Annotated in this window: 14 protein-coding genes; 2 read left to right on the top strand and 12 right to left on the bottom strand. The window is 61.1% G+C overall.

What is annotated here, in order from left to right; translation table 11 throughout:
- Positions 1-66: 66 nt before the first annotated feature.
- Complete coding sequence (gene dxs, locus KJB29_RS17035; RefSeq protein ID WP_004513982.1) at positions 67-1,974, top strand: 1-deoxy-D-xylulose-5-phosphate synthase; 1,908 nt, start codon at positions 67-69, stop codon at positions 1,972-1,974.
- 60 nt (positions 1,975-2,034) lie between these two features.
- Positions 2,035-3,033, top strand: coding sequence for an adenosyl-hopene transferase HpnH (gene hpnH, locus KJB29_RS17030; protein ID WP_004513981.1), 999 nt, complete (start codon positions 2,035-2,037; stop codon positions 3,031-3,033).
- A gap of 104 nt (positions 3,034-3,137) precedes the next feature.
- Here hpnH and KJB29_RS17025 read toward each other — a convergent pair whose 3' ends face one another.
- The 12 genes from KJB29_RS17025 to KJB29_RS16970 form a co-directional block, all read right to left on the bottom strand.
- On the bottom strand, positions 3,138-6,194 hold the full coding sequence (locus KJB29_RS17025; protein ID WP_215735539.1) for a response regulator: 3,057 nt from the start codon (positions 6,192-6,194) through the stop codon (positions 3,138-3,140).
- A gap of 50 nt (positions 6,195-6,244) precedes the next feature.
- Complete coding sequence (locus tag KJB29_RS17020; protein WP_215735538.1) at positions 6,245-7,957, bottom strand: methyl-accepting chemotaxis protein; 1,713 nt, start codon at positions 7,955-7,957, stop codon at positions 6,245-6,247.
- A 35-nt stretch (positions 7,958-7,992) separates the two neighbouring features.
- Positions 7,993-8,556, bottom strand: coding sequence for a CheB methylesterase domain-containing protein (locus KJB29_RS17015; protein ID WP_215735537.1), 564 nt, complete (start codon positions 8,554-8,556; stop codon positions 7,993-7,995).
- 3 nt (positions 8,557-8,559) lie between these two features.
- Complete coding sequence (locus KJB29_RS17010) at positions 8,560-8,970, bottom strand: response regulator (RefSeq protein WP_215735536.1); 411 nt, start codon at positions 8,968-8,970, stop codon at positions 8,560-8,562.
- Between the two features lie 373 nt (positions 8,971-9,343).
- Complete coding sequence (locus KJB29_RS17005; protein ID WP_215735535.1) at positions 9,344-10,996, bottom strand: methyl-accepting chemotaxis protein; 1,653 nt, start codon at positions 10,994-10,996, stop codon at positions 9,344-9,346.
- A 141-nt stretch (positions 10,997-11,137) separates the two neighbouring features.
- Positions 11,138-14,734 (bottom strand): DUF748 domain-containing protein, encoded by a 3,597-nt coding sequence (locus KJB29_RS17000; protein WP_215735534.1) that lies wholly within the window; start codon positions 14,732-14,734, stop codon positions 11,138-11,140.
- Positions 14,735-14,858: 124 nt separating this feature from the next.
- Positions 14,859-15,431 (bottom strand): class I SAM-dependent methyltransferase, encoded by a 573-nt coding sequence (locus KJB29_RS16995; protein WP_215735533.1) that lies wholly within the window; start codon positions 15,429-15,431, stop codon positions 14,859-14,861.
- Positions 15,432-15,453: 22 nt separating this feature from the next.
- Entirely contained in the window at positions 15,454-16,095 is a 642-nt protein-coding gene (locus KJB29_RS16990) for a flavodoxin family protein (RefSeq protein WP_215735532.1), read from the bottom strand.
- 95 nt (positions 16,096-16,190) lie between these two features.
- On the bottom strand, positions 16,191-16,631 hold the full coding sequence (locus KJB29_RS16985) for a PaaI family thioesterase (protein WP_215735531.1): 441 nt from the start codon (positions 16,629-16,631) through the stop codon (positions 16,191-16,193).
- Positions 16,628-17,113 carry a MarR family winged helix-turn-helix transcriptional regulator gene (locus KJB29_RS16980; protein WP_215735530.1) on the bottom strand — a complete coding sequence of 162 codons (486 nt, stop codon included), beginning with the start codon at positions 17,111-17,113 and terminating at the stop codon, positions 16,628-16,630. Before KJB29_RS16980 ends, KJB29_RS16985 begins: the two co-directional genes overlap by 4 nt.
- Positions 17,114-17,300: 187 nt before the next feature.
- Complete coding sequence (locus tag KJB29_RS16975) at positions 17,301-17,606, bottom strand: DUF2325 domain-containing protein (protein ID WP_215735529.1); 306 nt, start codon at positions 17,604-17,606, stop codon at positions 17,301-17,303.
- A gap of 35 nt (positions 17,607-17,641) precedes the next feature.
- Positions 17,642-18,316 carry a DUF3793 family protein gene (locus tag KJB29_RS16970; RefSeq protein WP_215735528.1) on the bottom strand — a complete coding sequence of 225 codons (675 nt, stop codon included), beginning with the start codon at positions 18,314-18,316 and terminating at the stop codon, positions 17,642-17,644.
- Between the last annotated feature and the right edge of the window lie 323 nt (positions 18,317-18,639).

Below are 18,639 nucleotides of genomic sequence, written 5' to 3'. Positions count from 1 at the left end.
GGCGCAATTCATTGCTCCCCGGGCGTGGTGAATCACGCCCCTACGCAACCGATGAAGGAGAGCGTCATGTACAAGCTGCTCGACACCATAACCGGCCCGGCCGATCTCAAGAATATTCCCCGGGAGGAGCTCCCGGGGCTGGCAGATGAAATCCGCCGGTTTCTCATCGAGACAGTGTCGCAAACGGGCGGCCATCTGGCCTCGAACCTGGGGGCAGTGGAGCTCTCCGTCGCCCTCCACTACTGCTTCGACTCCCCGGCCGACAAGCTCATCTGGGACGTGGGGCACCAGGCCTACACCCACAAGATCCTCACGGGTCGGCGCGAAAGCTTCCACACCCAGCGCCAGTACAAGGGGATCAGCGGCTTCCCCAAGCGGAGCGAGTCACCCCACGACGCCTTCGGGGCCGGCCACTCCTCCACCTCCATCTCGGCGGGGCTCGGCATGGCCGCGGCACAGGATCTGAAGGGGAGCGGCAGCCGGGCCATCGCGGTGATCGGCGACGGCTCCCTCACCGGCGGCATGGCCTATGAGGCCCTCAACCAGGCGGGGCACCTGAAGAAAAACCTGATCGTGGTCCTGAACGACAACGAGATGTCCATCTCCCAAAACGTGGGGGCCTTCTCCTCGTTCGTCTCCCGCAAGATGACCGGCAGCGACTTCCGCAAGCTGAAGAAGGAGATGCAGGGCCTTCTGGAGAACATCCCGGCCATCGGGAAGGACATCCTCCACTTCGCCCGCCGGGCCGAAAACTCCCTCAAGGGGTTCCTCACCCCGGGGATGCTCTTCGAGGCCCTGGGCTTCGACTACATCGGCCCGATTCCTGGACACGACCTGCCGCAGCTCCTGGAGGTCTTCGAGAACGTGAAGGGGCTCGAAGGGCCGGTGCTCGTCCACGTCATGACCACCAAGGGGAAGGGGTACCAGCCGGCCGAGGAGAACCCGGCCGCCTTCCACGGGGTCGGCCCCTTCGACGTGGCCACGGGCAAGACCACCGGCGGCAAGCCGGGGGCGGCATCCTACACCGGGGTCTTCGGCGCGACCCTCGTGAAGCTGGCCGAGGAGGACGAGAAGATCATCGCCATCACTGCGGCCATGCCCGACGGCACCGGCCTCACCCCCTTCGCGAAACGGTTCCCGGAACGCTTCTTCGACGTGGGAATTGCCGAGCAGCACGCCCTCACCTTTGCGGCGGGCCTCGCCGCCGACGGGTTTCGGCCCGTGACGGCCATCTACTCCACCTTCCTCCAGCGGGCCTACGACCAGGTATTCCATGATGTCTGCCTCCAGAAACTGCCGGTGACCATGGCCCTGGACCGGGGGGGGCTCGTGGGTGACGACGGCCCCACCCACCACGGCACCTTCGACCTCTCGTACCTGCGGCACCTGCCGGAGATGACCCTCATGGCCCCCAAGGACGAGAACGAGCTCCAGCACATGCTGAAGACCGCCATCTACGCCGGCCGCCCCGTGGCGCTCCGCTACCCCCGTGGTGCCGGGTATGGACTTCCCCTTGACCAGACTATCCAGTCCCTGGAGATCGGCCGGGGCGAGCTTCTGACTGAAGGGGACGATGTCGCCATCGTGGCCATCGGTTCCACGGTCTATCCGGCCCAGGAGGCAGCGAAGCTCCTGGAAGCTAGGGGGATCCGGGCAACGGTGGTCAACGCCCGCTTCGTGAAACCCCTTGACCGGGAGCTCATCCTCGGCGCGGCACGGCGGACCGGGTGCATCGTCACCGTGGAGGAGAACGCCCTCCAGGGAGGCTTCGGGAGCGCCGTCCTGGAGTTGCTGGCGGACGAAGGGATGACCGATGTGCGGGCCAAGCGGATCGGTATCCCCGACCGCTTCATCGAGCAGGGGCCCCAACCCCAGCTTCGCAAGGATCTGGGCCTGGACGGCGCCGGCATCGCCGCCACCGTCGAGGCATTTCTGACTGCAAAAGGACAAGCGGCGCTGTCGCTGGTGAAATAACCATTCGAAGGGGCGGACACGCGCCCCCACACAAGCATCAATGAAAGGAAGTACCGTTTAATGCGTTTTCCCCTGAAATTGAACGCTGACCTCACGAAGTACATCATTTCCAACAAGGTGAAGAAGATCGAGAAGTTCCCCCTGGTCCTCATGCTCGAACCGACCCACCTCTGCAACCTGGCCTGCTCCGGCTGCGGCCGCATCCGGGAATACGCCGACACCATCCAGCAGATGATGAGCCTGGAGGAGTGCCTCCGCTCGGTGGACGAATGCCCGGCGCCGGTAGTCACCATCACCGGCGGCGAGCCGTTCCTCTACAGCCACATCTACGAGCTGATCCCGGCAGTCCTCAACCGCGGCAAGCACGTCTACCTCTGCACCAACGGCCTGCTGCTGGAAAAGGCCCTGGAGAACATCAAGGTTCACCCCAACTTCTATCTCAACGTCCACATGGACGGCCTCGAAGAGACCCACGACCGGATCCTTGAACGGAAGGGAACCTTCAAGATCGCCATCGAGGGGATCAAAAAGGCCAAGGCCATGGGGTTCCGGGTCTGCACCAACACCACCATCTTCAAGGACACGGACCTGGTGGAGATCGAGATGCTCTTCTCCCTTCTGACCGACCTGGGGGTGGACGGCATCCTGGTGGCGCCGGGGTTCGATTACGAAGCTGTGGGGGAGAACCTCTTCCTGCAGCGGCGGGAAATCGAGAAAAAATTCGAGGAAGTCTACCGGATGAGCAAGCGGTTCCGCTTCTGGTCAACCCCCATGTATCTCCGCTTCCTCAAGGGGGAAAAGAAGCTCGACTGCACCCCGTGGGGAAACCCGACCCGCAACCCCCTCGGCTGGAAGGCCCCCTGTTACCTCATCACCGACACCCACTACCCCACCTTCCGGGAGATGATGGAGAAGACCGATTGGGACAAGTACGGCGTGGGGAAAGACCCCCGCTGCGCCCAGTGCATGATGCACTGCGGCTTCGAACCCACGGTGGTTTCCGAGATCGGGAAGAGCTGGAAGGATATTCTTGAGATGGCCATCTGGAACATGAGTTGACCGTCTCTGCGCCGGCAATGAAAAAAACCCGCTTACCATTGAGGTCAGCGGGTTTTTCATTTGGTGCATGGGCAACCATTAAATCTGCAAAATGGTTGTAACAATCATGTCCCCCCTGCCCGCCCGAACGTCACATCCGCCCTACCTGCACCCGTGTTGAGCGCCTGGCTGACCTTCCGCAACAGCTGCTCGCTGGTGAAAGGCTTCGGAAGGAAATTGCCCCCTTCTTCCAGCCTGCAGTTGTGGATTTTTACCTCGTTGGTGTAGCCGGAAATAAAGACCACGGGCAGATCGAGCCGAAGCTCCTGCAGCCGCTCAAAAAGCTCAGGGCCGTTCATCCCCGGCATTATGACATCGGATAGCATCAGATCGAAGGCGTAGGGTGCAGCCTGCGCAATCTCGTATGCCTCGTCGGGATTCGGGGCAGCCAGCACTCCGTAGCCCGCGTATTTCAGCATCTGAACGATCATCTCCCTGACCATCCTGTTGTCCTCAACCACAAGAACGGTGCTGCTGTTTCCTGAATGTTCCGGCTGGCTGCCAGTGCTCTTTGACTCCGGGGCACTGGTTGATGCCGTATGGGCCTTTGCCGGCAGGTAGATGGTAAACGTGGTCCCTTTCCCCACGCGGCTTTCCACGGCAACATATCCATCATGCTGTTTCACGGTGCCGAAGACCGTTGCCAGCCCCAGTCCCGTTCCGTGGCCAACCTGTTTGGTGGTGAAAAACGGCTCGAAGATGTGGGACAGGGTTTCGTCATCCATGCCATGGCCGCTGTCGGCGAAGGCGAGCAGGATATGGGGCCCTGGCTGCATGCCGGGATGGAGCCTGGCGTATTCGTCGTCCAGGAGAACGTAACCGGTGTTGATGGTGATGGTGCCGGTCCCTTTGATGGCATCCTGGGCGTTCACCGCCAGGTTGAGAAGCATCTGCTCGATCTGCCCCCGGTCGGCCATGACAGGGGCGGTGCCTGGGGCCAGATCCATGCGGATGGCGATGTTCTCCCGAATGGTGCACCGCAGGATGTCATGGAAGGATTGGATCGCCTCGTTCAGGTCCAGGGGCTGCATGTTGAGTCTCTGCCGGCGGCCGAAGGAGAGCAGTTTCTGGGTCAGTCCCTTGGCCTTGTGGGCGGTCTTGAGAATGCTTTCCGCCATTTGAGCCTCTGGCGTTTCTTGCGGAAGCCCCCTTTTGATCATGTCCGCATAGCAGAAAATAGGGGTCAGCAGATTGTTGAAGTCGTGGGCGATTCCGCCCGCAAGCTGGCCAATGGCTTCTATCCTCTGAATGTGGCGAAGCTGTCCCTCCAGGTGTTCGCGTTGCTCTTCCTGGCGGACCCGGCCGATGGCGATGCTTGCCAGGTGCGCGGCCGACTCCAACAGGGCACGTTCTCTATCATCCGGGGAGTGTGGCTCCCGATGGTAGACCGCGAAGGCCCCGAGCAGTTCGCCATCCGAGGAGAGAACCGGCTGGGACCAGCATGCCCTCAGCCCCGCTTCCAGTGCGGGCTGAAACCCCTTCCAGTAGGGGTGGCGCGTGATGTCATCGACGATTACCGGTTGCCTCAGGTGGGCCGCAGTGCCCGACGATCCCATCCCCTGGGCGATGCGCAGCCCGTGTACCGCCTGGTTGTACTCTTCCGGGAGGCTGGGGGCGGCGCCATGGAGAAGGCGCTCGCCGGTCTCATCGGCAAGGAGCAGGGATCCGATGGCACCGGGAATCTGCTGTTCCACAAAGTAGACGATCTGGTCGAGCAATGACGCAAGGGGAGCCCCGGTCGCCAGTTTCTCCAGTATCATCAGGCGGGCCTGCTCACGCATTTCGGACCGTTTCCGTTCCCGTACATCCCGGGCAATACAGAGGATGAACGCTCCCCCGGCGCTCTCCATGGGGTGAGCGTGGACCTCGATGGGTACCGAGGAACCATCCTTGGCCAGGAGCGCTGCATCGAACATGGCTTCGCCATCCCTCATGGCCAGCATCAGGTTGGTTTTCGTGTGGTCAACGCTCTCCGGAGGCTCCAGGTCATGGAGCATCATATCCGTCAACTCGTCATGACTGAATCCGCTCATTCGGCAGAGTGCCTGGTTGAAGTGCACCAGGCGCCCTTCATGATCGATCTGCAGGATGGCGTCATTGGCGACGTCGATCTGGGCCGCCTTGATCCGCAATCGCTCCTGGTGGCTGCGCAGACCGGTCTGTGCGATTCTCAGCCGGTCGAGGTGGCGGAACATGAGGCGCGTCAGGCAGACGATGACCAGGCAGAGGCCGAGGGTCACAGCCCCCTGAAGCAGTGCCTTGTCGGTCCAGGGTTCAAGGACGTCGTCGCGGTTGAGGGACACCGTCGCCACTACGGGAAAACGGGAAAGCCGTTTGTAGGCCACTATCCGCGGTGATTTGTCAATGATGCTGGACTCGTCGTAATACGTGCCGGAAGGGGAGGCGGGGAGATGGGTGCGGAACAATTCTGTGTTCCGCATGGTCGACCCGTAGATGTCCTGCACGTAGGGTTCAAATACCAGCGGAATGCCGTCGGTGCGGAAGAGGGCAATCCTTCCGTGGGGGCCGATGCTTGAGGCTGTGAAAAATTTCTTGAAATAGTCGACCTCAAAGGCAACCGCCAGAAGTCCGGAGAATTCTGTACCGGCGGGGGTGAGGGGCCGTATGAGGTTGAAGCGCCATCGCTTAACCAGCCGGCTCATGACCGGTTTGCTCAGGTACAGGTCCGCGCCGGGATTGTCAAGGTAATGGCGGAAATACTCGCGGTCGGAAACATCGATCTTCCGGGGGGGGTACTCCTGGGTGTTGATGAACATGATGCCGTTCTTGCCGGTGATGAACAAGGCGCCGATCTGTGGTGCATCCCCTCCCTGGCGCCGCAGAAGCTCGTAGAGCTGCGGCAGGGGGATCCGTTCGGCCCCCCCTGCCGTATTGATATCATGAATCAGATCCCTGGCCACCCGGTCAGCCTCGGCAAAGGCGCTTTCCGTGTGCTCGCCAAGGGCCTGGGCGTACCCTGACGCCTTCTTTTCCGCCTCACTGAGGATATCCCGGTATTCGGTCGTGATGCTCCACGCTGAAATGGAGATAACGGCAGCCAGCACAATGCCGACAAAGATGCTGAGCCGCCGCTTGAATTCCTCAATGTTAAGCTCCGGCATACAGTGCTGTGCCCCCGAGTGGTTCCATCAAGACATCCATCCGGAGCCGGTTACATCCTGAACTGGGCCACGATCCGCTTCAGCTCGTCAGCCATGCCGGCCAGCTGGCTTGCGGCATTGGCCGTGTTCTGTGAGCTGCCCGAGGCATCGGATATCACTGCGGTTATCTCGTACATGCTCTTGCTGATCTCATTGGTGGTGGCACTCTGCTGCTCGGCGGCAGTTGCTATCTGGTTGATCTGGCTCGTGAGCTCCGCAACCTGGGCCAGAATTTCCTCGAGGGCCTCTCCTGACCGACCCGCTTCCGCGGTCCCCTTTTCCACCTCGTGCACCCCTTCCTCCATGGCGGCCACGGCGGATTTGGTCTCCTGCTGGATGCTCTTGATCATCTCGCTGATTTCGCGGGTGGCCTTGGTGGTGCGCTCCGCAAGGGCCCTCACCTCATCGGCCACCACGGCGAAGCCGCGCCCCTGTTCACCGGCCCGTGCCGCCTCGATGGCCGCATTCAGGGCCAGGAGGTTGGTCTGGTCGGCGATGTCCTCGATGGTCCCCACGATATTGCCGATCTGTTCGGACCTGACACCCAGGGATTCGACGGTTTTTGCCGACTCCTGGACCTTGTGGGCGATGCGCTGGATGCTGCTGACCGCGTGGCTCACCACCTGGGACCCGTCCTGGGCTGTCTGGGTTGCACGGTTGGCGATCTCCACGGTCCGGATGCAGTTGTGGGCTATCTCGGAAGAGGTGGCAGCCATCTCCTCGCACGATATGGCCACCGATGTGGACTGGGTCGAAGCACGCTCCGTCCCGCTGGCGATATGACCTGCGGTCTCGTTGAGGTGGTCCGCCGATTTGGCCACATCCACGGCGTTCTGATTGATCCGTTGGACGATCTCCTTCATGTTGTCGAGGAAACGGTTGAAAGAGCGGGCCAGCGAGCCGGTTTCATCTTCCCGCTCCACGGCGAGGCGCCGGGTGAGGTCTCCGCCACCCTTGGACATATCATCCAGGTTCGCGTCGACATAGCCGAGGGTCCGGGTGATCCCCCGGCTCACGAAATAGGCGAGGAGAAGGCTTATGAGGGCCATGAGGCCGTTCAGGGCCAGGAACATCCACCGGACCTTGCTGATGTCCTTTTCCACGTCGTCGATGTAAATGCCACTTCCGACCACCCATCCCCACGGCTCGAACTTCTTGACATAGGAAAGCTTGGGGTAGAGTTCGGAGGTGGTGCCTCCACCCTCCTTGGGCTTGTTCCATTCGTAGTTCACGAAGCCGTGCCCCGCCTTCTGCACCACCTCCGCAAAGGCAACGAAGAGGTTCTTGCCGTCGAGGGGTATCACCTTCCCGTCCGTTCCCTCGATCATGCCGGTCGCCTTGTTGAACTTGGGGTCATCCAGCACCTTGCCATCGAGTGCCGAGAGGGTTGGGTGCATGATCATTTTTGGGGGATTTCCCAAGTCATTGATCCAGAGGTACTCCTTTTTCTCATAGCGCATCTTCGAGAGGATATTCGCAGCCTTGAGCTGGGCCGCTGCGAGGGGCTCCTTGCCGCTCTTGACCAGCTCGTTCTCCACTTCGAGGACTGCCATGGCCGTTTCCACCACATGCCGCGTTGCGTCCCGCTTCTCCTTGGTGATCTTCGTCTCGAGTCTCGGCAGGAGAAAGGAGAAGAGCCCTCCCAGCATCAGTATGACGCTGAGGACTGTTATGAACATGATTTTGTTCCGGATCTTCCAATTCTTGTACCTGGTTACTCTCATGTGCCTTTCCCCCTTTGGGATGCGGTTGGATGGATTTATTTAAAGAGCTCAGCAAGTTTGTCGGCAATTCGTTCGGCGGAGAGGACAAAGTCGATCATCCCCGTGGCCTGGGCAGCCTTGGGCATGCCATAGATGACGCTCGTCGCCCTGTCCTGGGCAATGGTCACTGCTCCGCATCGTTTCATGTGGGCGATGCCATCGGCACCGTCATGGCCCATCCCGGTCAGGATGACGCCGGCCATCCGGGCGCCGGGTTTCGGAATGACGCTCTTCATGGCGACGTCAATGGACGGGCAGACAGAGTTGACCTTCTCGCCGGCTGCAAGGCGTATGGTCTGATTGGCGACAAGGTGCAGGTGAAGCGCTCCCGGCGCCAGGTAGACGGTACCATGGCGTATGGCATCGCCATCCCGTGCCAGCGCAACGGGCATGGCGGAGGCCCTCTGCAGGGAAGCGACAAAGGACCGGTCAACGAGCGGGACGATGTGCTGGACGATCACGACACCGGCATTGAGGACCGGAAGACGGGGAAACAGCGACTCAAACACCTTGAGTCCTCCCGTCGATGCCCCTATGACCGCCAGGTTGGGCAATGGCATGGCTCAGTTCCCGCCTCGCATCTGCTCCAGGCAGCCAAGGTACGTGCGTACCGTTGCAACCATCTCGGAAGGGTCGAAAGGCTTCGTGATGTAGTCGAACACCAGTTCCTGCAACCCTTCCATCTGTTCATCGGGCTCGTCGACGGAGGTCAGCATGGAGATGATATTGCCGGCCACCAGGGATTCGTCCGCCATGGCGCGGATGGTTTGCCAGCCGTTTCTGCGGGGCATCATGACGTCCATGAGAATGATTCCCCTGAACCCTTTCCGCAAAAGGTCCAGGCATTCGTCCCCGTTCTCCGCGGCCACCGCGGCGATTCCCTCACGCACGAGGAGTTTAGCCACCGCATCCCGGACGAAAGGTTCGTCGTCCACGATCACGACCTGTGCCGTATCCTGAGGGTCTGTTGCCATAGATGCCTCCGGCCTGAAGCGTGAGCCGGTACCTGCGTGAACCCTCTTCGCCACTTTCGGAAAGCCTCGTCAGTGGCCAGTTCCCGTGACCGGCGAAACGCGCGTTCGAGGAGATCGACGCCACATCCTGGAACTCAGTTTGCTTTGTGATGAAACGTCGTTTTCTTGCTTATCGTCAGGAGCGGGCGAAACTTTAGCAGAATTGTCAAGAGAGGCTGGCGGGGCACCGAAAGCCAACATCTCCTGCGATGGTTTGTGAAGGGGGTACTGTTGTTTCGGTTGAAGGAAGGATGATTTCCATGTGCGGTGAATATGAAAAAAGGGCGACCGCATCACCGGTCGCCCCCTCCTTTGTTCCGTGCCCGAACGGCTGTTACGCCACCTTGAACCGCCCCACGAGGCCGTTGAGCTCGTCAGCCAACTCCGCAACACGCGACGCAGCCTGGGCTGATTCCTGGATACCCTTGGCGGTCTCCTGGACCACCTCGGAAACCTGCTGGACGTTGCCGCTGATCTCGCCGGTGGTGGCGGTCTGCTGCTCGGCGGCGGTGGCGATCTGGCTCACCTGCATGGCCAGCTCGTTGATCTGGTTCATGATATCCTGGAGGGCCGCGCCGGATTGCTGGGCATCGGCAGTCCCAGCCTCCACCTCGTGGACCCCCTCCTCCATGGCGGCAACCGCTCCACGGGTTTCCTGCTGGATCGCCTTGATCATCTCGCCTATCTCCCGGGTCGCTTTCGTGGTGCGCTCGGCCAGGGCTCTGACCTCGTCGGCCACAACGGCAAAGCCGCGCCCCTGCTCCCCGGCCCGGGCCGCCTCGATGGCGGCGTTCAGGGCCAGGAGGTTCGTCTGGTCGGCGATGTCCTGGATGGTGCCGATGATTTCGCCGATCTGCTCGGAGCGGGAGCCGAGGCTCTCGACGGTCCTGGCGGAACTCCGCACCCGGTCGGCGATCCGCGCCATGCCGTCCACAGTCCGCTGGACCACCGTGGCACCGCCGGTGGCCGACGCCGTGGCCCGCTGGGCAGCTTCGGCAGCCATCTGGCAGTTCTGGGCGATCTCGGCAGCGGTGGCCGCCATCTCCTCGCCGGCAGTGGCAACGGTTCCGGTCTGGGCCGCCACCTCCTCGACGCCGGTGGCCATCTGCTCGGCGGTGCTGTGGACCTGGGTCGCGGCAGTGGCCACCTGTTCCGCGTTCCCCCGGATGCCGGCGATGACCCGGGCAAAGGAGTCGGCGGTCTCGTTGAACGACCCCCCGATGGCTCCCAGCTCGTCGTTGGAGAGGCCGGTGGCGCGCCTGGTCAGGTCGCCGGCGGACACGGCCGTGGCAACGGATGCCAGCTCTTCGGAGCTGCGGCGCAGGGAACGGATGATGATAAGGCTCAGCAAGACTCCTATGGCTATGGATCCGGCAAGACCGACAAACATGATAAGCCTGTCGGTACGGTAGGTTTTGTCGTCCTGCTCGAAGTCCTCTTTTGCCGCGGCAAATTCCTGCTTGATCATTTTTTCCAGCGCTTCATTGGCCGGTTTGAAGAGCGGGTTCACCTTCTTGAGGGTGAGCTCCACGCCTTCTCCATATTTCCCGGCCAGGACCGCCTCGCGCACGGGAATGAGCCCCTCCTGCACAAAGGCCTCCCTCGCCGTCTTGAACTCCGCGGCGAGCTTCTTGTCTTCCTCGCTCTTCGGAAGTTTTTCGTATTCCGCCAGGAGGGCCGTGATCTCCTCGATATTCTTGGCCACAATGTCGATGTGCATGGTGAGGGGATGGTCGTGGAGGGTGCTGAATTCACTCTTGGGATCATGCTGGAGACTGAGAAGGAGTTGGATGCGGTTGTCGCGCATGAGGGCCGCGATCCTGCTGAGGACCTGCACGCTCTTCATGTTCTCGCCATAGAGCGCGTGGCTGGTTTCATTGGCGGCCTTCATCCCCGACAACCCCAGCATGCCGAAGACGATGAGCATGGCCGAAAAAAACGCGACGATGAAAACGATCCGGGCCTTGATGGTAAGTTTGAACGACATATTCTTTTCCTCCCCTGAATTCGGGTCCCCGCTCCGTCACACACGACGCGCAGAGGTCCTTACATCTCGTTTCGGAGAATTCCCGAATAACTTGAGCGGAATTTATCACATCTCTAAAAAAATCAGTGCATTAGCCATCCCTCACTGCACCGCCGCCCCGAACTCCACCCGCGAGCCCGGCCCCTTGTCTGCGGGTGCTTTGTGGATATCGTCGGCCCGGAGGAAGAGGCGGGCCGGATCCACCTTGCCCGGCCCCGCCAGAAGAGCCTTCACCGCCCCGGCCCGCTCGGCTGCCAGCGCCTTCAGCTCCCCTTCCCCCACCCGGGTGTTGGCGAGGATCAGCTTGCGCATCTCGGCGTCGGGGAGATCCTTCTCAAGGCCCAGGATGTTGCGGGGCTTGGGAAACTTTTCCTTCCTGTAGACCGCCTTGAGATAGCGGGATGCCTCATCGGGAGCTATAACCATGGTTTCCGCCGAATCCCCCGGCTGGTTCCGCTTTTCCTTCACCAGCACCAGGAATTTTTCGGCCTTCATCTTCCGGGTCAGCAGTTCGACGCGGTACCCCTCGGGGTCCCGTTCCTTATCCACGTATCCCTTGATGTCCACCTTGAGGGATGGCCGGTCGTTGAGGGCCTGGGCAATCTTCGCCAGCTTGGCCTGTTCGGTCTCGGCCAGATGTGCCGACCCGGCCACAAAGGGGATGACGCTGAAGTCCTCCTTGCCGCCGAAGGCCGACTGGAGAAGGGAGAAGGGAGAGGTCGCCGCTTTGACGAGGAGGTTCTTGATGATCTGCCAGACCACGCGCCAGACGCTGAACTGGGGATCGTCGGTGCGGCCCGTGACCGGTATGTCCAGGTGGATCTCCCCCTTGCGGTCCTTGAGGAGCGCCACCGCCAGCCGCACCGGAAGGCTGGTGGCCTTATTGCTCTCGATCCTGTCGCCAAAGGTGAGTTGGTCGATGAAGACCTTGTTCTCGGAGTTGAGCTGCTTGTTCTCGATGGTGTATTTCAGGTCGAAGGAGACCTTGCCCCGGTCGATGCCGTATCCCACGTAGGTTCCCGAATAGGGGGTAAGGGGGGTCAGGTCGATGTCGGCGAAGCGGACCGTGATGTCGGCATAGAGGTCGTCGCGCAAGGGGTTCAGCTTGCCGGTGATCTGGAGGGGCGAGAGGTTTTGCAGGTTCCCCCGCAGGTCCACGTCGGCGAACCGGCTCTCCTCGGAGGATAGCCCGCTGATCCTTCCGCCGAGGTTGTAGAAGGTGGTGTCATACTGCCGGCTCATGTGATGGTCAGAGAAGGCGAGGGTCCCCTCCTGGAGGATCACGGTATCAATGGCGATCTGACGTTGGGGCTTAGCCGGCTGGGCAACTTGAGCAAGCTGCACCGGTTGGCCGGCTTGCCGTTCAGGCCTTTCCCGGTCCCCGGTCCCCGGTCCCCGGTCTCCGCCTTTCTGGTCCGGCGTGTAGAGCTTCTGAAGGTTGAGGCGCCCATCTTTGCCAATGACAATCTTGGAGAAGAACTTGGCAAGGGAAACCTCGCCGATCTTCAGGGAGAAGGGATCGAGGCTACCCGACACCTTGTCGAGTTGAAGACTGTCCCACGTGAGGAGGTCATCGGCGTCGGCGTCGAGACAGTGGAAAGAGCGGACGCCAAGGTTGCCGGCAAAGGTGCCGCCGACCCCCTCTCCCCGTTTTGCCACGGCATAGGTAAGGCGGGTGTCGAGGGCGCCGTCTGCCAGGATGATGTTGAGCCCCTCGGGGAGGTAGGCGTCGAAGTCGGTGAGGGGAATCCGCCGCAGGGAAAGGTTCCCCTTTGCAACAAGGGGGGACGGCGTGACGCTTCCCGACGCGTTGAGCGCCCCTCCTTTCCCATAGCCAGCCGTGAGGCGGTAGGGAATGGTTTCCAGCCTGGGTCCGGTGATGTTACTGGCATTGAAGCCGATGCGGCGAAGGTCGAAGCGGGGATTGCCGACCGCCTTGCGGTCTGTGAAGGTGAGATCGAGGCCGCTGGCAGCCACTGCGGCAATCCGGTACCGGAAGGGCTTCGCCACTGATGACCGGGACTCCCGTGCTGCCGGACGCCTGGTCCCCTCTGCCTTTTTCACGAGGGCAAGGGGGGAGAGATTCCCTGCGGCATCCCGGGAAAGGCGGATATCCCCCCCCGCCAGGGTCACCTGTACAATCTCCAGGCGGTTTTCCTTCTGGCTGAACCGCCCCCCTGTGGCATCCAACCGGGCAAGGCGCGCCCCCTCCTTGGGGCCGAAGGGAGCGGCAAGGTTGGTGAGCCGCACCGCGATCTTGTCGGCCGACAGACCGGCGGCGGCATCGTAAGTCATCTGGCCGGAGAGGTCGAGCTTGCCCGTGACCGGGGCGGTAAGAGTGTCGGCCAAGTATGGGTAAAAGGCGTCGAGCACGACCCCCTTCAACTCGGCCATGGCGGAGGCAGCCACCGGTTCGGGAGAAAAGTCACCCGTAATGCGCGCACTCTCACCCCGGCCCGTGGCAAAGGAAAGAGAGTAATCGGCCTTTTTCCCCGGGCGGGTGGAAAAACCCCGCACGGTGCAGGCAATCTCCCGGGCCTCGGCCTTGAACCCCCTCGGCGGCAAGCCATCGGCAACAGTCACGGTGCCGTTGCGAAGCGTGAACTCCCCCACATCGACGACCGGTTTCCCTTTCGCTTTCTCCTTGGGGTCGGCCTTCGGTTCTGCAGGGGGAGGAGCCGGCTTCTCTCCCGTGGAGAGCCGGGCCACGTTCCACACCCCTTTTCCGTCCCGCGCCAAATGGAACACGGGGCCATCCAGGGTAACGGAGGAGAGGGAGATGGCAGGGGCGAGAAGCTCGCTTTTGCCGATCACCACGCCGAGACGGTCCAGGGCGGCCAGGGGCGCGCCGTCCGCGCCGGCTGCCTTCAGGTTGGCCAGGGAAAGGTCCCCGCTCATCACGAGTTCGGGGTTTTTGTTGGTATCGATACGGTAGGTCAGGGCAAGCTTCGTGGCGGCCGTCCCCCGCTCCACCCGGACGGGAAGCTTCGCCGGCACATAGGCCAGGTAGTAGGGGATGTCCAGGTCCTTCAGGTTCACGTCGAGGGAATATTCAGCGGCAGAGGTGAAGGGACGGAGCTTTCCATCCAGGGCCAGGGGGGAGCCGTTCACCACCGCCCGGAACCGGGGGGCTATGTAGATATCCGCATAGTGGGGAATGGTGCTGACAAAGGGGACCCCCAGTTCCAGCCCCCTCACCTGGTGCCGCTTCTCGACAGCCAGCCCCTGGTCGATGAAGTCGATGGAGCCGTTGGTGACGGCAATATTGGAGATGGAGAAGCGGGCCCGCTCCTTCTTGGGTTCAGGTTTCTCCGGCCCCTTCTTTTCGAGGATATCCGAGAAATTGTAGGCGTTCGCCCCGGTCCGCACCAGATGGAAGTAGGGGGAGCGGAGCCGGGCCTCGGAAACAATGGGGGCTCCCCGAAAGATGGAGGCCGGGCTCACGGCAACCCGGGCGCTGGAGAAGGAGGCGAAGGTCGTAGTCCCGTCCCGCTCCGTGAGGCGGACCCCCTGCACCTCGGCGGTCCAGGTGACGGGGTTGATGCTGACTGCGCCTATGGAGAGCTTTCGGCCGGTGGACTCTTCCACCGCCCGGATGGCTCGCCCCTTCACCATTCCCGGCAGGATGAAGGCGGTGAACGCCGCCAGGATCACCAGAAATACACCACAACCGATGAGGACTTTGTGCCAGGTTTTCATGCATCCCCTCCAGCCCCTTTTACTCTGCCAAGTTGGGGCGTTTCTCTAATAAAATGTGCCAGATTCAGGCCTCATGTCAAAGAAAAAGGCCGCTGACGCGGCCTGTCTTCATGGTTTCGGAAGGTTAGCTGCTGTGTCGATAGATGAGCTTGGCGGTGGGGGTCGCGCTGTCGGGGTACTCCCCGCGGAAGAGGATGGTGCCGTGGTATGGCGCGAAGAGCCGCGCCAGTTCGCCGGGCTGCAGGAGGAACTCCTTTCGGTGGGGCACCGGCGCGGTGGGGGATTCGAGGATGGTGTCGAAGATGACGACGCCCCCCGGGGTGAGGGCCGCCACCTCCCGGGGGATCAGGTCCCGGAGGAGGAAGTTGAAGTTGATGATGAGGTCGTAGGTCTCGGTGAAACGGAATTTTTCCAGGTCCGCGAGGAGAAACTCGCAATCGAGCCCTTCCCGCCCGGCCCAGCGGCGGGCCTTCTCCACGGCCACGGGAGAGATATCGAGGCCGGTGACGGCAAAGCCGTGCCGGGCAAGAAAGATGCTGTTCCGTCCCTCACCGCAGGCGATGTCCAGGGCCTTTCTGCCGGGGCAGAGCGTTTTCACCTCCTCGATCCGCTCGGCGAGAAACCGCGACGGTTTTTCCCCCAGGAGAAACTCCTCACTCCGGTACCGCACGTCCCAGCGTGCGCTATCGTCGTTCATGGCGTTCATCCCTATGGTTCGGTCACCGCCGAACCAACTGAAGCAATTCAACGGCTCGATCCATGATCGCCATGCCGGAGCGCAGGCCCGGTTCGTCGAGCGTTACCCCCAACCGCACGTCCTTCTCGAATTTCCCGCTCCCGCCGGGGCTGGCCACGGCAGAGGCGCCCATCGGGCTGATACAATTCTGAACCGTGGCCGGAATCATGTCCAGGGTCCAAAAGCCGTAGATCTGAGAGAGGTGGGTAGTTTCTATTCCTCCATGCCTGAGCCAGGATACAGCGGCACTGACACCGACCTTATTCTTCAGCCTCCCGCCCGCTACGTTACCATAGATGAACACTCGGAGCCGATCAAGAAACGACGCCATGTATCCACTCTGGCGCATGAAATAGACGGGGCTCGCCAGAATAAGGATGTCCGCGCGCTCAACTTTTTCGAACAGAGCCTGGGCACCGTCATCAAGAGAACAGTAGCGATCGGGTTTCTGTTTGACCATGCAGAAGTTGCAGTGGATGCAGTCTCGGAGGCCCAAATCAGAGAGTTTAACGGATTCGGTTTCGAAACCCTTACCCTTGACGACGGAGAGGAGGTGCTCGAGAAAGGCGTCTGTATTCCCATCCTTCACCGGACTGCCTGAAAGTCCCAATACGTAACTACTCATTTAAAATTTTCCTTTGGCATTCGCTTGCGCATCAAAGCTCGATGAACGCATGCTCCGGGCGTTGTTGCCGTTTTATTCTGAACCCGTTAAAATCCTCAAGCAGCTATCACGAGCAAGCTTGAGGTCGCCGAAGCGTAAAGTTTCCCGGCCATGTCCGTGAGTCGTGCCTCGGTGAATGCGGCGCGGCGGCCAAATGTAACAATGCGGCCTTCAGCGCGGACCGTGCCCGTATCTTTGGTCATCGCCTTGTGGTAGGCGACTTTCAGTTCGAGGGTGGTGAACGCCTGACCGGGAACCATCTTGGAGAGAACAGCGTACCCGCAGGCAAAGTCCAGCATGGTGGCTGCAAAGCCTCCGTGGACCGTACCAAGCGGGTTGTAAAGATGAACGTCGGGTGTTGCCTCGAACATCACGCGGCCATCATCTACCTCGATCAGCCGGATGTCGAGGGTTTCCCCGATGCCGGGACGCCGGTCTGCTTCCATCATGGTTCGGAGTTGGTCAATACCCGCCAGGTGGGGACCGATTTCGTTCAAGAGGTGCATACCATGATACCTTTCCGCCCCGGCACAGGCACACCACCAGCTCCGGCGTCATCATCCGGGGTGGCAGCCTCAAGGGCCGAGATCGCACGTTCGAATCCTGCCCGTTCCTCTTCCGTCAATCGAGAGAGAAGCCAGGAGTTTGTCTGTTCGTAGATGGCCGTCAGCTTCGGCCGAAGCGCCTCGGCCCGAGTCGAGAGCTTGATTCTGAAGGCCCGTCTGTCTCCGGCAGCCGCCGACCGCTCCACAAGCCCATCACGTACCATTCTGTCAAGGAGCCCGGTAAGGGTCGATTTGTCGAGTGCAACCTTTTCGGCCAGAGCGGTGATCGAGACACAGTCCTGCTCATACAGAGCAATAAGGAGAAAAAACTGCTGCTGCGTGAGCCCGAAATCCTCCAGCTTCTCACGGTACGCCTTAGACACCCGTCGCGACGCGCGAGCAAGCGTGAAACAAAGACAATTTTCGAAGAGCATACACACTCCTGATTCGACAAATTGCAGCTTACTACGTCAACAAATAGTTTACATGCAAACCATACAAACTAAATACGCTGCTGTCAAGCCGGAGTTACTGCGATAGCGGCGCTGTGGACACCTTGAGAATCGATTGACGTTTCAAAACCTCACCAATTGCATCCCCCTGTCATTGAATTGAATGCGCTCATTGCCCCGCCCCGCCGTCAGCCGGGAGGGCGAGGCAGTTCAGACAGTCCCGGAGGGTGCAGACCCCGCAGGAGTGGTACTGGAATACCGGGATGCCGTTCAGCTTCGCCGCGCTCATGGCCTCGTTCCGCACCCGGTGGGAAACCTTGTTGGTGAAGATCACCAGGGCGTCGAAGCGCTTCAGCTTCGTGGCGATGTTGTTTTCGGACTGGGAAAAGACCCGCAGCTCGAACCCCGTCCGGGCCGCTTCCTGCCGATAGTGCCGTTCCAGCCGGTCCATCCCGCCGATTACCGCGATGCACATACCCTCACCCCCCTCAGTTATGATATTCATTTTCACTACATGGCGACGGCAACGTGCTGCTCGGCGCCCACCAGGCACTCCAGGGCCGATGCGCAACTGCCGAGGCGCTCCGCCATCCGTGCCCGGCAGCTGCGGAAGACCTCGGCAAGGCGGAGGCTTTCCCGCGGGTCGCCGAAGATCTTCCAGGGCCCCTGGCAGACGAAGGGGATGGTAACCAGCCCCATGAAGGCCGCTACGTCCTTGAGGGGATAGCCGAGAAAGACGCCGATCTCGTGGGGGAAGCTCTCGCCGGTGATGCGCGCGGCCAGCTCTCCCAGCACTGCGTCGATGTCCGACAGGTCCGCATATCCCGCCCGTCCCAGGACAGCGGAGGTGCTGGGGCGCCCCAGCAGACCTCCCAGCGCTTCGGAACGGTAGATGAGCAGCAGGAGCGAATCTCCCCGGTCGACCAGCTCGCAGACGGCCAGTCCGCTCTCCGGCAGCACCGACGCCCCCCACTGCTTCCAGAGCGTGTAGAGATTGCGGCCGCAGGGGCGGGAACGGTTGGCGATGCCGATCAGGTTCGCCGGCTTCTCGCCGGCCAGGACCTCCGCCGCCTCCAGCGCCAGAAACGACGCCAGACACTCCCGCGGATCAGCGAACCGCACCGCCAGTTCATGCCACGCCGGACGCTTGCCCCCCTCTTGCCTCACCGGCTGTATTTCATCCATACCTTCCTCCCGACAACGATTTTGAAATTCCATTTCATTTAACAGTACCGAAACGAGCCGTCAAGCTTTTTTTGACCGGTCTTCAATTCTCACAAATCTTGACCAAGGTCAAAGATAACCGGCAGCGAGTGCGGTATCACTAGATCACGCGAACGATTGCAAATGAGCGGCAAGCAGGTAAAGTTTAAGATACTTTCTCGCTCAACAACTGTCACAACCACTTAAAAGGAGGAAACACAAATGGGAACCTGATTAGCGCCAATCTTCCGCTAGTCGAAGTTTCTGTTCTGTAACTTTGTTGGCATTGGCAGTCGCCCTCAGGA

This window comes from Geobacter grbiciae, from assembly GCF_018531165.1.
In the GTDB taxonomy this organism is placed as follows: Bacteria; Desulfobacterota; Desulfuromonadia; order Geobacterales; family Geobacteraceae; genus Geobacter; species Geobacter metallireducens.
The sequence above is the reverse complement of the archived record's forward strand: the minus strand, read 5'-3'. Positions and strand labels throughout refer to the sequence as shown.

What these genes read in the sequence shown, in the direction of transcription:
- KJB29_RS17015 (WP_215735537.1), bottom strand. Translation starts at nt 8,556, where the DNA reads ATGCCATTGCCCAACCTGGCGGTCATAGGGGCATCGACGGGAGGACTC.
- KJB29_RS17025 (WP_215735539.1), bottom strand. Translation starts at nt 6,194, where the DNA reads ATGCCGGAGCTTAACATTGAGGAATTCAAGCGGCGGCTCAGCATCTTT.
- KJB29_RS17000 (WP_215735534.1), bottom strand. Translation starts at nt 14,734, where the DNA reads ATGAAAACCTGGCACAAAGTCCTCATCGGTTGTGGTGTATTTCTGGTG.
- KJB29_RS17020 (WP_215735538.1), bottom strand. Translation starts at nt 7,957, where the DNA reads ATGAGAGTAACCAGGTACAAGAATTGGAAGATCCGGAACAAAATCATG.
- KJB29_RS17005 (WP_215735535.1), bottom strand. Translation starts at nt 10,996, where the DNA reads ATGTCGTTCAAACTTACCATCAAGGCCCGGATCGTTTTCATCGTCGCG.
- dxs (WP_004513982.1), top strand. Translation starts at nt 67, where the DNA reads ATGTACAAGCTGCTCGACACCATAACCGGCCCGGCCGATCTCAAGAAT.
- KJB29_RS16980 (WP_215735530.1), bottom strand. Translation starts at nt 17,113, where the DNA reads ATGCTCTTCGAAAATTGTCTTTGTTTCACGCTTGCTCGCGCGTCGCGA.
- KJB29_RS16970 (WP_215735528.1), bottom strand. Translation starts at nt 18,316, where the DNA reads ATGGATGAAATACAGCCGGTGAGGCAAGAGGGGGGCAAGCGTCCGGCG.
- KJB29_RS16995 (WP_215735533.1), bottom strand. Translation starts at nt 15,431, where the DNA reads ATGAACGACGATAGCGCACGCTGGGACGTGCGGTACCGGAGTGAGGAG.
- KJB29_RS16990 (WP_215735532.1), bottom strand. Translation starts at nt 16,095, where the DNA reads ATGAGTAGTTACGTATTGGGACTTTCAGGCAGTCCGGTGAAGGATGGG.
- KJB29_RS17010 (WP_215735536.1), bottom strand. Translation starts at nt 8,970, where the DNA reads ATGGCAACAGACCCTCAGGATACGGCACAGGTCGTGATCGTGGACGAC.
- KJB29_RS16975 (WP_215735529.1), bottom strand. Translation starts at nt 17,606, where the DNA reads ATGTGCATCGCGGTAATCGGCGGGATGGACCGGCTGGAACGGCACTAT.
- hpnH (WP_004513981.1), top strand. Translation starts at nt 2,035, where the DNA reads ATGCGTTTTCCCCTGAAATTGAACGCTGACCTCACGAAGTACATCATT.